Origin of the sequence: Streptomonospora alba, from assembly GCF_000826685.1 — a bacterium.
Taxonomy (GTDB): domain Bacteria; phylum Actinomycetota; class Actinomycetes; order Streptosporangiales; family Streptosporangiaceae; genus Streptomonospora; species Streptomonospora alba.
The window spans coordinates 63,703-76,596 of record NZ_JROO01000020.1 but is presented as its reverse complement, the minus strand read 5'-3'; the positions used below and the strand labels follow the sequence as shown (position 1 = coordinate 76,596).

Sequence of the window (12,894 nt, the reverse complement as noted above, 5' to 3'; positions counted from 1 at the left end):
GCGTACCGCTCGGCGGAGCGGCTCCGGCGGCACCCGCACACCCTGCGTGCGTGGAGAAGAGCGTAGGGCTTGTGCGCCCGCTCGGCGAAGCAGGGGGCCCGACTCCACTCCCGCGATTACGAATCCGCAGGTCGTTCCGGACTCCTTCGGCACAGGCCGCGGAGCCCGGCCTGTGCCGGGGTGTTAGATACTCAACAGGGGGTTGCGTTATATCGACGCGATATACTCAGACGCACATAAAGCACACATTGACCCCATCGCTCCAAGACGTCCGCATCCGTGAACGGAGTTCGCCGCCGGGCGGGTGGCACACCGAACGCCTGCGGCGGGAACAGATCCGGCCTCCGTGCGGCTGACTTCTAAGGTGCGACGAATCAGGAGGTGCGCGGATGAGTGCAGGGCGGGCGCGAGTGCTGGAGCTCGCCGTCCTCGGGCATCTCGCGGAAGCCTCGATGCACGGCTATGAGCTGCGCAAACGCCTCAACGCCGACCTCGGCGCCTTCCACGCCTTCTCCTATGGGTCCCTCTACCCGTGTCTGAAGTCGATGCTGCACCGCGATCTGGTCACGTCTTCGGCGCCGGGCGAGGGCGGCGGCGCGCGGGGGCGTCGTTCGCGCATCGTCTACCGCCTCACCGAGCGCGGTCGGGACCGGCTGCACGAGCTGCTCTCCGAGAGCACGCCGGCGGCCACCGACGACGAGTGCTTCGGGGTGCACTTCACCCTGTTCGGCCGCACCGCCGCCGAAGTGCGGCTGCGTATCCTCGACGGTCGGCGCACGCGGCTGCTGGAGCGGCTGTCTGTCCTGCGGGAACGCCTGAGCGGACAGCTCCAGGACCCCTACACCGTTGAATTGAACCGCCATCGGGCAGCGGCCATCGAAAGCGAGATCGACTGGCTCGACGCCCTCATCCGCCAAGAGCGGCGGTGCGCCGAGAGGTCGGCGAGCAGCGATGCGAGCATCGGCGGGAGCGCCCCGCCAGGCGTGGGAGCGCCGCCGCACACCGACAATCGGCACTAACCGGGGCGGCCCCGGCCGCCGCAGACCGGCGCGTTGTCCCCGGCGCGCCGCGATAATTCCGAGTCAGCAACGAAAAAGGAGCAAGGACCAATGGGTTCGGTACGTGTAGCCGTCGTCGGTGTCGGAAACTGCGCGGCGTCGCTCGTCCAGGGCGTCCACTACTACTCAGATGCCGACCCCGAGGCTCGGGTGCCCGGCCTCATGCATGTGCAGTTCGGCTCCTACCACGTACGCGATGTGGAGTTCGTCGCCGCGTTCGACGTCGACGCAAAGAAGGTCGGCCACGACCTCGCCGACGCGATCAGCGCGAGCGAGAACAACACGATCAAGATCTGCGACGTGCCGCCCACGGGAGTGACCGTGAACCGCGGCCCCACCTTCGACGGGCTGGGCCGCTACTACCGCGAGACCATCGAGGAGTCCACCGAGGACGCCGTGGACGTGGTCGCCGCGCTCAAGGCCGCGCGTGCCGACGTGCTGGTCTCCTATCTTCCCGTGGGTTCCGAGGACGCCGACCGCTTCTACGCCCAGTGCGCCATCGACGCCGGGGTGGCCTTCGTCAACGCCCTCCCGGTCTTCATCGCCTCCGACCCCGAGTGGGCCGAGAAGTTCTCCCAGGCGGGCGTGCCGATCGTGGGCGACGACATCAAGTCCCAGATCGGCGCGACCATAACGCACCGCGTGCTGTCCAAGCTCTTCGAGGACCGCGGGGTCGTCGTGGACCGCACTTACCAGCTCAACTTCGGCGGGAACATGGACTTCATGAACATGCTGGAGCGTGAGCGGCTGGAGTCCAAGAAGGTCTCCAAGACGCGGTCGGTGACCTCTCAGATCCCCCACGAGCTCAACGCCGGATCGGTGCACATCGGCCCCTCCGACCACGTTCCCTGGCTCGACGACCGCAAGTGGGCCTACATCCGCCTGGAAGGGCGCGCCTTCGGCGACGCGCCGGTGAGCCTGGAGTACAAGCTGGAGGTGTGGGACTCCCCCAACTCCGCCGGGATCATCATCGACGCGATCCGCGCCGCCAAGATCGCCAAGGACCGCGGGATCGGCGGCCCCGTCCTCTCGGCCTCCTCCTACTTCATGAAGTCCCCGCCCGAGCAGCACAGCGACAGCGACGGGCACACCATGGTCGAGCGGTTCATCGCGGGCGAGATCGACCGCTGAGCCGCGGCCGCGGTGCCGCCTCGTCTCAGGTCCCGCCGGGGCCGGACGCGGGGCGGCGCGCCGCGGCGGCCGGTGCCGTGGGGCCAGGGTCGGCCGTCCCCGGTCCCGTGCCCGGTTTCGCGCGCCATAATGGCCGTTCCCCGTGAAGCGCCGACCCGGGCGATGCGCCCGAGCAGGGCAAGGAGCCTCGATGACCTATCCCCAGGACCCCGGCCGGCCCCAGCAGCCGGGGCCGCAGGGGCCGTGGCAGCAGCAACCGCCGGGGCCCGGCGGCCCCCGCGGCCCGCAGTACCCCGGTCAGCAGCCCCCCGGTGGCGGCGGCCCCGGCTACGGGACGCCTCCGGGACCGCCGCCCGGCGGTAGTCCGGGCACACCGGGCAGTCCCTATCCCCCTCCTCCCGGGGGGCGCCCACCCGAAGGCGGGGGCAACGCCGGACTCGTCCTGGTGATCATCTCCGTCTGCCTCGCCATCCTCGTCGTGATCGGCGGAGTGGGGGTGTGGTGGCTGTTCGCCGACTCGGGCGGCTCCTCCGGTTCAGTCAAGCAGCAGGGGGCGGACGGCAGCGTCAAAGCCCTCTACGAGGGCACCTGGGACGGGACTCTCGAGCAGTACGACGCCGACGGCAACGCCATGGGCACCTGGTCGGTCACCATCGAGGTCGGCGAGGAGACCATCTCGGCCGAGGAGTACGGTCTCGACGGACCCGACGACAGCCGCTGCACCTGGGAGATCCCCAACGCCCAGGGCAGTGAGTCCCAACTGACGTTCAGCTACTCGGTGAGCGGCGACCCCGACTGCGCCGACAGCGGCGACGTCACCATCGAGCCCGCGGGCGAGGACTCCCTCGACATCACCGTGACCGGCACACTGTCCGACGGAAGCGAGAGCGAGTCCAGGGGCACGCTGCACCGGCAGTAGTCCGGCGCGGGGCGCCCCCGCAACCCCCGGGGCGGAGGCGGAGTCCCCGGGAACGCCCGGGGCCGCCACCCGGCACTGCTCGTCGTGCGTTTCACGTGGAACATCCGCCCAGGCGCGGCCGCGCGTCCGTGTGCTGCGCGGTCCTCGTAGGCTTGGGCGGTGTCCTTCTACCGCGACCTGCGTGAGGTGCTCCGGGGACCGCGGTTCCGCCGCCTGTTCGCCACTCGCCTGATCTCCCAGTTCGGCGACGGCGTGTACCAGGCCGGCCTGGCCGGCTACATCTTCTTCTCCCCCGAGCAGCACACCACAGCCGCCCAGGTCGCCGCCGCCTTCGCCGTCCTGCTCCTCCCCTTCTCGGCCGTCGGCCCTTTCGCAGGTGTGTTTATCGACAGGTGGTCACGTCGACAGGTCCTACTTGTCTCCACCCTCGCCAAGGGTCTGGCCGCCGCCTGCACCGCAGCGCTGGTGTGGTCCGGTTCCGACGGTGCCGCCTTCTTCGCCACCGCCCTCGTGGTGCTCAGCGTGAACCGCTTCGTGCTGGCCGCGCTCTCAGCCGCGCTGCCGCACGTGGTCCCTCGGCACAAGCTCATGATGGCCAACGCGGTGACGCCCACGAGCGGCACCTTCGCCGCGTTCCTGGGTGCGGGCGCCGGCGCGGGACTCCGCCTGCTGGGCGGCGATGGGTACGCGGGCACAGCGCTCATCCTGCTGGGGGCCGGCGCGGCGATGGCGCTGGCCGCGCCCGCCGCCCTCACTCTCGGGCGCAGCGAACTCGGCCCCGACCTCGGCGAGCAGTCGGACCGGGTGCGCAACGCCGTGCGCAACGTGGCGGTCGGACTGGCCGACGGCGCGCGCCACGTCTGGAGCCGACGCCCCGCGCGCTACGGACTCGCCACGATCGCCGGGCACCGGCTCGCCTACGGCGTCGCCACGCTGGTGACCCTGCTGCTTTACAACAACACCTTCACCGCCGGGGGCGTCGCCGGCTTCGCGGGCTTCTCCGTCGCTCTGGCGGCCTCGGGAGTCGGGTACTTCGTCGGCGCGGCGGCGACCCCGTGGGCCACGGCGCGCGTCTCCGCCGACACGTGGATCGCCCTGCTGCTGGGTTCGGCATGCGCGGCCCTGCTGGTCTTCGGGCTGCCGTTCACGCCGGTCCTGTTCCCCGTCGCCGGGTTCGTACTGGGGGTGGTGTCGCAGGGAGCGAAGGTCAGCGTCGACACGATGGTTCAGCGACATGTCGACGACGCCTACCGGGGGCGGGTGTTCTCGATCTACGACATGCTGTTCAACGCGGCTTTCGTCGCCGGTGCCGGTCTTACCGCCGGCGCGGTGCCCCGCTCCGGCGAGAGCGCCGCAGCGGTCGCCGGGCTCGCGGCGGGCTACGCACTGATGGCCGCCTGCTGGGCCGTGCGGGCACGGAACCTGCGCCGCGGGGAGCCGGCGCCGACGCCCCGAGGCGGTTGAACCGGTGCCGACAGGGCGCTCTGTCGACAAACCGGCCTGCGGACACGGCGGCACGGCGCTACATCGGCCCGGCCGGCCGCGTGTGAGACCCCGCTACTCGGCGGCCTCGCCCTCGGAGCCTGGGCTACCGCCGGTCTCCTCAAGGTGACGCTCGGCCCAGGCGCGCAGTTGCTCGGCCGCGGCCTCCTTGCCCATCGGGCCGTTCTCCAGGCGCAGCTCCAGGAGGTAGCGCCAGGCCTTGCCGACCATGGGGCCGGGCTTGATGTCCAGGACCTGCTGGATCTCATTGCCGTCGAGGTCGGGACGGACCTTGTCGAGTTCCTCCTCCTCGGCGAGGCGCTCGATCCGGTGCTCGATGTCGTCGTAGGCGCGGGCAAGCGCGGTGGCCTTGCGGCGGTTGCGGGTGGTGCAGTCGGCCCGAGTGAGGATGTGCAGGCGCTGCAGCTGGTCTCCGGCGTCGCGCGCGTAGCGCCGCACCGCGGAGTCGGTCCACTCGCCCTTTCCATAGCCGTGGAAGCGCAGGTGCAGGGCGACCAGCTTACCGACGGCGGCCACGACGTCCTTGGGGAAGCGCAGCGCGCTGAGCCGGCTCTTGCTCATGGAGGCGCCCACGACCTCGTGGTGGTGGAAGGTGACGCGGCCGCCGGACTCGAACGCGCGGGTCTTGGGCTTGCCGATGTCGTGCAGCAGCGCGGCCAGCCGCAGCACGAGGTCCGGCTCGAAGCCGCGCTTGCGCTCAAGCTCGATGGCCTGGTCGAGCACTGTCAACGAGTGGTCGTAGACGTCCTTGTGCCGGTGGTGCTCGTCGATCTCCAGCTGCATGCGGGGGATCTCGGGCAGCACGTGGACGGCGAGGCCCAGGTCGACCATCAGCTCGACGCCCGTTCGGGGGGCGTCGCTGAGCATCAGCTTCGTCAGTTCGTCGCGGACGCGCTCGGCCGAGACGATCGCCAGCCGGTCGGCCATGCCGGAGGCGGCCTCGCGCACCTCGGGCGCGAGGGACAGCCCCAACTGAGCGGCGAAGCGCACCGCGCGCATGATCCGCAGCGGATCGTCGGAGAAGGAGTCCTCCGGCTTACCGGGGGTACGCAGACGGCCGGCCTTGAGGTCGGCCAGACCGCCGAAGGGGTCGACGAACTCGCGCTCAGGCAGCCGCACGGCCATGGCGTTGACCGTGAAGTCGCGGCGCAGCAGGTCGTCGTGGAGCGAGGTGCCGTAGTGGACCTCGGGCTTGCGGGATTTGGGCTGGTAGGACTCGCTGCGGTAGGTGGTGATCTCCAGCTGGAGGCCGCCCTTGCGCAATCCGACGGTGCCGAAGTCGATGCCCACCGTCCATACGGCGTCGGCCCAGGACTCGACCAGGGAGAGGATGGTCTGGGGAACGGCGTCGGTGGTGAGGTCGAAATCGTGGACCCGGCGGCCGAGCAGCGCGTCGCGCACTGGACCGCCGACCATCGCGAGCTCGTGTCCGCCTTCGAGGAAGAGCTCCCCCAGCTCCTGGAGTACGGAGTCGATGGAGCCGAAGAGCTCGGCTATCGCCGCCCGCTGCTGGTCGGTGAGCTCGCCCGGGGAAGGCGGCGCCGCCCCGTCCGTCGACTCGCGGGGGGATTCACCGGGAAACGCTGTGTTCGGCACACCACCAGAGACTAGGCGGCCGCACCCCGGTCATGCGAATCGGCGGGAGCCCTTGTGCATAGGGACACTCCCGCTGCCGGCAGCGCGGACCGGTCTTGGACGGTACCGCGGCACATTCCGCCCTGGCCGTAATGCAACGGAGCCCTGCCGGTAAGGGGGTATCGTTCTTACCAGTCCGCCGCGACTCCCGCGCGCCCCGGGAGGGTGCGGAAGCGGGTCGCGAGATCGCCGCATCGAGCGGCTTCGTACCCAATCCCCCGCGGGCCACAGTCAACCTGACACGGAAGACCTTCTGGCGTGCGTCGAATCGTCCACATCGGCGCGGTCGTGGCCACGACCGCCGCCGTCATCCCGGCACTGGCCGCATTCGGCCCTGCCCAGGCCCCGGCCGACGCCGATCCCGAGGAGGACGGCGCCCAGAGTGCTCCGCTGACCATCGAGTCCATCACGCCGAAATCCATCGGCGCCAACAGCACGGTGCGCATCAGCGGGCAGGTCACCAACACCACCGGCAGTGAACTCGACGAGATCGAGGTCCGTTTCAGCTATTCGGCCTACCGGTTCCGGGAGCGCTCCGATCTCGACTCCTTCGCCTCCGGTGAGGAGGCCGATCCGGGCATCGAGGCCGGTCAGGCGGAGCTGGACGCCCCGCTCGCGCCGGGCGAATCCGCCGAGTACACGGTGAGCACCGACGCCGCGGACCTCGAGCTGTCCTCCTGGGGCGTATACCCCATGGTCGTCGAGGCGATCGACGGATCCGGTGAGGAGGTCGGCAGCCAACGCACGTTCCTGCCGTACCGCGGCGGGAGCGCGGCCCCCTCCCCCATCAACATCGCCTGGGTGTGGCCGCTGAGCGACCGGCCCCACCGCGCCGACGACGACACCTACCTGGACTCCTCGCTGCAGGAGAGTCTCGGCCCCGAGGGGCGGCTCGGCAGGCTGCTGACCGTCGGCGCCCAGAGCGACGCGGTCTCCTTGGAGCCCGAGACCCCCGGCGAGGAGACCTCCCCCTCGCCGACCCAGACGCCCTCCTCGCCCGAACCGTCGGTCTCGGCCGAAGACGCGTCGGCGCCCGCGGAGGACGCGGACGCCGAAGGCGCCGAGGACGCCCCCGAGGAGTCGACGCAGGCGCAGGACGAAGGTGACGGCGACGCTTCCGACGTCCCCGTCACCTGGGCCGTCGATCCGGGGCTGCTCGCCGACATCGAACGCATGACCGGCGCCTACAACGTGGCGGAGGATCCGCGGGCCGCCGCCGAGGCCGAAACCGGCGCCGAAGCCGAGGGCGCGGACCCGGCCGAGGACGACGCCGCCACCTCCTCTATGGACGCCAGCCCCGAGGCGCAGCTGTGGCTGGAGCAGTCCCGCGCGGCGCTGGCCGAGGACTCGGTGGTCTCGACCCCCTACGCTTCGGCCGACATCGCCGCGCTGCTGCGCCACGGGCTCGCCGACGACGCCGACGCCGCGATCTCGCTGGGGCGCAGCACCGTCGAGCAGGTGCTGGGACGCTCCGCCGACGAGACCGTCGCGGTGCCTCAGGCCGGGCTGATGAACACCGCCACCCGGGAGTTCTACCAGCGCCACGGCGCCAGCACATTCCTGCTCCGCGACCCCGCAATGCCCGCGCAGTCGCAGGTCGACCACACTCCCACCGCCCAGGCGCCGGTGGCGCTCGGCAAAAGCGAGCAGGGCACCGCGCTGGTCGCCGACTCGGGACTGACCGAGGTGCTCAGCCAGGACGCCTCGCGGCCCGGCGAGGCGGCCCTGGCCCAGCAGCGCTTCGCCGCCGAGAGCGCGATGATCGCCGGCGAGGACCCGGGCGGCCGACGCACGGTGGTGGCCTACCCGCCGGCCGACTGGAACCCCGGCGCCCAGTACGCCCAGGGGCTGCTGGAATCCAGCAAGTCGCTGCCGTGGCTGGAGCCCGTGGACCTGGCCGACGTCGAACCTGCCGGCCCCGGCGCGGGCGAGGACCGGAAGGACCTCACCTACCCCAAGCGCGGCACCGACTCCGAGCTGGGTGAGTCCTACCTTGAGTCGATCAAGGACCTGCGGGGCCGGGTGCGGCTGTTCAACAGCATCCTCATGGACGACGCGGACCCGTTCCGCCCGGCCGTGCTGCGGCTGGAGTCGGCCGCCTGGCGCCGGGAGGACGAGCTGGCCGCCCCGGCGCGCGCACTGGTCGAGCAGGCGGTCCAGCGCGACATGGACAAGGTGCGCATCATCCCCACCGAGCCGGTGACGCTGGCCAGCGACTCCGGCACCATCGGGATCCCGCTGGCGAACGACCTCGATCACCACCCCGTCCGAGTCAACCTGTCCATGCTCCCGGACAACCCTGAACGCCTGAACGTCGGCAACTACCAGGACACCATCGAGATCGGTCCGGGCGAGAAGACGACGGTCTACGTCGAGCTGTCGGCGCGCGTCAACGGCCGGACGATGATCCAGATGAACCTGCACAACCTCAGCGGCGAGCCCGTCTCCGAGGAGCAGTACCTGCCGGTCAACGCGACGGGCATGGGCTTCCAGGCGCTGGTCATCAGCGGCCTCGGCGCCCTGGTGCTGGTGGTGGCGCTGGCGCCGCGCGCTCTGCGCAAGTGGGCTCGCGACCGCCGCTCGGGCGGAGCCGCCGCGGCCGTCGCCGGTGCCGGCACCGGCGACGAGGACGGCACCGCCGCCTCCGCCGACCCCGCGGACGACGCCCCGGACGAGACCTCCGCGGAGAGTGCCGGCGTGCAGGACGACGAGGACGACTCCGCGAGCGACCCTCCGACCGGCTCCACCTCTCCCGAGGCGTCGTCCGACGGCGAGCCCGAGGCTGAGCCAGAGGCCGAGGGCGAGGACGGCCCCGGCCCCACCGACACCCGGCGCTAGCCGAGCGAGCCCCGCGCCACCCGCCAAGCCTTGCAAGCCCCGTAATCCGAAGGGAGCCGTCTGTGGCCACCGAGACCGCCAGCGGCAGCGACGACCCGGCCGCCTCCGGCCGCGGTCAGGGCGGCGCCGCGGAGGGGGCCGAGCCCGCTGCGGCCGCAGCCGCCGATTCCGCCGCGGCGCAGGAGCCGGGCGGCCCGGCCGAGGACAGCGGTTCGGGCGGCATGATGCGCTCCAGCGCCGTCATGGCCGCCGGCACGATGGTCTCGCGTGTCACCGGTTTCGTTAAGGCGCTGGTCATCGCGGCCGCCCTGGGCACCCGGCTGCTCGGTGACGCCTATCAGACCGCCCAGACCATCCCCTTCATCATCAACGACCTCCTCATCGGGGGGCTGATCGCCAGCGTCCTGGTGCCGCTGCTGGTCAAGCGGCGCATGCGCGAGGCCGACGGCGGTGTCAAGACCGAGGACCGGCTGTTCACCGGTGCACTGATCGTGCTGTTCGCGGTGACCGCGCTGGCGATCCTGGCCGCCGGGCCGATCGTCGGCCTCTACCTGGGCGACTCCTCTCCCCGGCAGGTGGAGGTGTCGGTCTATCTGGCGCGCTTCCTGCTCGCCCAGATCTTCTTCGTGGGCCTCAGCGGCCTGATCAGCGCCATGCTCAACAGCCGCAACCGGTTCGGCGCGCCGGTGTGGGCGCCGGTGCTCAACAACCTGGTCATCATCGGCGTCGGTCTGATGTTCCTGTGGGTGGCCGGTGCCGGGCGCACCGTCGACAGCGTCACCCAGGGCGAGCTGGTGCTGCTGGGCGCCGGCACCTCCTCGGGCATGGCGCTCCAGGCGGCGGTGCTGCTCGTCGCGGTGTGGCGCGCCGGGTTCCGCTGGCGCCCACGGCTGGACCTGCGCGGTTCGGGCCTGGGCGAGGCGCTGCGCAGCGCCGGATGGATGTTCGTCTACACCCTGATGACCCAGCTGGGCCTGCTGATCACCGCCAACGTGGTCAACCGCGCCGGCGCCGAAAGCGTGAAGGGCGGCTACGACGTCGGCGCCGGACTCACCGCCTACAACTTCGCCTACACGCTCTTCCAGCTGCCCTACGCGATCATCGCGGTCTCGCTGATCACCGTGCTGCTGCCGCGGATGAGCGCCCATGCCGAGCAGCAGCACTGGAGCGAGGTGCGCGCCGGGTTCTCCCGCACCATGCGCATGTCGGCGCTGGTGCTGGTTCCGCTTGGTCTGGCCCTGGCGATCTACTCGGTGCCGGTGGCCACCCTCGTCTTCGCGCGCGGCAACACCTCGGCCGGCGACGCCGCCAACATCGGCGCCGTGCTGACCGCCATGGCGCTGGGCCTGGTGCCGTTCACCGTCTTCCAGCTGATGCTGCGGGTGTTCTACGCGATGAGCGACACCCGCACGCCCGCGCTGATCAGCATCGCCAACGTCACCGTGCACGGTGTACTGGCCTGCATCGCCTTCCTCGTGCTGCCGCCCAACCTCGTCGTGGTGGGCGTGGCAGCCGGGTTCATGCTCTCCTTCGTCTCCGGGCTGACCATTGCGGGATTCGTCCTCAGCCGCCGACTCGGCGGGCTTGACGGGCGGCGCATCGGTGCAACATTGTTGCGCCTGCACGCGGCCGCGATCCCCAGCGTCGTCGTCGGCATCGGTGTGCTGTGGCTGTTCACCACCTGGCTTGGCGGAGGTGCGGCGACCAACATCGGAGCACCGGTCGTGGGCTGCCTGGCGGGCGCTCTGCTGTTCTTCCTCTGCGCCCGGCCGCTCGTACCCGAGCTGTCGGACGCCGTGGCCCTGGTGCGCGCACGCCTGCGGCGGTAGTCCGGCGCGGCCCCTGACCACCGCGGCCGCCCGCTCCGCCCCCACCCGCGGCTCCCCGCCACCCCACGAGGAAGCACCAGCGACATGACGCAACCTGTGGCCGACGGCCAGCCCGAGGACGGCACCGGCTCGGACGGCTCGGCACAAGCGGCCCGCAGGCGGCGCCTGCCCATGCCCGACGAGTTCCTCGATGCGGTGGAGCGCTCCGAGCCCGGCACCGAGCCCGAGCCCGGCCTGCACCCCGACCACGATCCCTCCGACTACGGCGACCTGGGCACCGCCGACCGCCCCGGCGAAGAGGGCAACGAGATCGGCGGTGCCGCGCACTCGGCACCGGGCAACCTGCTGCGCTCCAGCGCGATCATGGCCGCGGGCACCGTCGTCTCGCGCATCACCGGGTTCATCCGCACGATCGTCCTGGCCGCCGCGCTTGGCACACAGCTTCTCGGCGACGCCTACCAGACGGCGAACATGGTGCCGTTCGCCGTCTACGACCTGCTCATCGGCGGTCTGCTGGCGAGTGTGTTCGTGCCGTTCCTGGTCAAGCGCAAGAAGCAGGACGCCGACGGCGGCACGGCCACCGAGCAGCGGCTGTTCACGGTGGTCCTGCTGGTACTGACCGTGATGACGATGGCCGCCATCGCCGCGGCGGAGTGGCTGATCCGCATCTACGCCGGCGACTTCACCGGCCCTCAGCACGATGCGGCCACACTGCTGGCGCGCTTCCTGCTGGCCCAGATCTTCTTCATCGGCGCCAGCGGCATCGCCAGCGCGATGCTGAACAGCCGCAACCGGTTCGGGGCGCCCATGTGGGCACCCGTGCTCAACAACCTGGTCATCATCGGCGTCGGCGTGATGTTCCTGGTGATCACCGGGCCGGCCACACCGGACTCGGTCACCGACGGCCAGCTGACCCTGCTGGGTGTCGGCACCGCCGGCGGCCAGGTACTGCAGGCACTGGTGCTGGTGTGGGCGCTGTTCGCCGCGGGGTTCCGCTGGCGGCCGCGACTGGACCTGCGCGGATCCGGGTTGGGCGAAGCGGTGCGCACAGCCGCCTGGATGCTGGTCTACGTGGGTGTCGCACAGGCGGGCCTGCTGGTCACCACCAACGTCGCCACGCGTGCCGGCGTGCGCGCGGCCCAGGAGGGCGAGTCGGTGGCGGGGGCCGGCATCACGGCCTACCAGTACGCGTCCATGCTCTTCCAGCTGCCCTACGCGATCATCGCGGTCTCGGTGATCACAGCGCTGCTGCCGCGGATGAGCGCCCACGTCGCCGACGGGCGCAAGGACCTGGTGCGCTTGGACTTCTCCCGCGGCCTGCGGCTGTCGGCGGTGCTGATCGTTCCGCTGTCGGTGGCGATGATCGTCTTCGCCATCCCCTTCTGCGTGATGATCTACGCCAACGGCAACACCTCGGTCGAGGACGCCCGCTCGATCGGGCGGATCCTGATGGTGTTCGCCGTGATGCTCATCCCCTTCACGATGTTCCAGCTGCAGATGCGGGTCTACTACGCGCTGGGAGACACCAGGACGCCGTCGCTGTTCGCGCTGCCCGCCGAGGCCGCGCACGCCGCGCTCGCCGTCGCGCTGCTCTTCCTCGCGCCCGCGCAGCTGATCGTGGTGCTCCTGCCGATCGCCTACGGGTCCTATTACGTGGTCGGGTCCGCCCTGGCCTGGCGAGGGCTGCGCCGCCGGCTCAACGGAATGGACGGCCGGCGGATCCTGCGCACCCTGCTGCTGCTCTACGCGGCCAGTGTTCCCAGCGCGCTGTTCGCAATCGCCATGGCGCTGGGCTTCGGCCTGCTTCCGGGGACTCTGCTGCCGAACCTCCTGGGCATGGCGACGGGCGGCGCGGTGGGCGCGCTGCTGTTCGTCCTGGTCGCCAAACGCATCGGTGTGACTGAAGTCACAACGTTCTTGGAAATGGTGCGCAGCCGCCTGCTCAGCCGCTGATCACCGGGCGGACATGACCCTGCGTAAT

At 71.1% G+C, this 12,894-nt stretch carries 8 protein-coding genes; 7 read left to right on the top strand and 1 reads right to left on the bottom strand.

Annotated features, from left to right (window positions below):
• Positions 1-389 precede the first annotated feature (389 nt).
• From LP52_RS11560 to LP52_RS11545, 4 genes are all read left to right on the top strand, one after another.
• Positions 390-1,019: a PadR family transcriptional regulator gene (locus LP52_RS11560; protein ID WP_040273175.1), complete on the top strand. Its 630-nt coding sequence runs from the start codon at positions 390-392 to the stop codon at positions 1,017-1,019.
• A 90-nt stretch (positions 1,020-1,109) separates the two neighbouring features.
• Entirely contained in the window at positions 1,110-2,189 is a 1,080-nt protein-coding gene (locus LP52_RS11555) for an inositol-3-phosphate synthase (protein WP_040273173.1), read from the top strand.
• A 190-nt stretch (positions 2,190-2,379) separates the two neighbouring features.
• Positions 2,380-3,108 (top strand): hypothetical protein, encoded by a 729-nt coding sequence (locus LP52_RS11550; RefSeq protein WP_157036307.1) that lies wholly within the window; start codon positions 2,380-2,382, stop codon positions 3,106-3,108.
• A gap of 159 nt (positions 3,109-3,267) precedes the next feature.
• Positions 3,268-4,572 (top strand): MFS transporter, encoded by a 1,305-nt coding sequence (locus LP52_RS11545; RefSeq protein WP_040273169.1) that lies wholly within the window; start codon positions 3,268-3,270, stop codon positions 4,570-4,572.
• 93 nt (positions 4,573-4,665) lie between these two features.
• Here LP52_RS11545 and LP52_RS11540 read toward each other — a convergent pair whose 3' ends face one another.
• Positions 4,666-6,207, bottom strand: a complete 1,542-nt coding sequence (locus LP52_RS11540) for a CCA tRNA nucleotidyltransferase (RefSeq protein ID WP_052809736.1) — start codon at positions 6,205-6,207, stop codon at positions 4,666-4,668.
• A gap of 297 nt (positions 6,208-6,504) precedes the next feature.
• Between LP52_RS11540 and LP52_RS11535 the strand changes: the two genes are divergently transcribed.
• The 3 genes from LP52_RS11535 to murJ (LP52_RS11525) all read left to right on the top strand — a co-directional run bounded on the left by LP52_RS11535 (position 6,505) and on the right by murJ (LP52_RS11525) (position 12,866).
• A complete protein-coding gene (locus LP52_RS11535; protein WP_052809735.1) occupies positions 6,505-9,084 on the top strand; it encodes a DUF6049 family protein in 2,580 nt (859 codons plus the stop codon).
• A gap of 62 nt (positions 9,085-9,146) precedes the next feature.
• Positions 9,147-10,913 carry a murein biosynthesis integral membrane protein MurJ gene (gene murJ, locus LP52_RS11530; protein ID WP_040273168.1) on the top strand — a complete coding sequence of 589 codons (1,767 nt, stop codon included), beginning with the start codon at positions 9,147-9,149 and terminating at the stop codon, positions 10,911-10,913.
• Positions 10,914-10,997: 84 nt separating this feature from the next.
• Positions 10,998-12,866, top strand: coding sequence for a murein biosynthesis integral membrane protein MurJ (gene murJ, locus LP52_RS11525; RefSeq protein ID WP_084723126.1), 1,869 nt, complete (start codon positions 10,998-11,000; stop codon positions 12,864-12,866).
• Positions 12,867-12,894: the final 28 nt, after the last annotated feature.

Coding starts and splice junctions, on each gene's coding strand:
- LP52_RS11555 (WP_040273173.1), top strand. CDS start 1,110: ATGGGTTCGGTACGTGTAGCCGTCGTCGGTGTCGGAAACTGCGCGGCG.
- murJ (WP_084723126.1), top strand. CDS start 10,998: ATGACGCAACCTGTGGCCGACGGCCAGCCCGAGGACGGCACCGGCTCG.
- LP52_RS11550 (WP_157036307.1), top strand. CDS start 2,380: ATGACCTATCCCCAGGACCCCGGCCGGCCCCAGCAGCCGGGGCCGCAG.
- LP52_RS11560 (WP_040273175.1), top strand. CDS start 390: ATGAGTGCAGGGCGGGCGCGAGTGCTGGAGCTCGCCGTCCTCGGGCAT.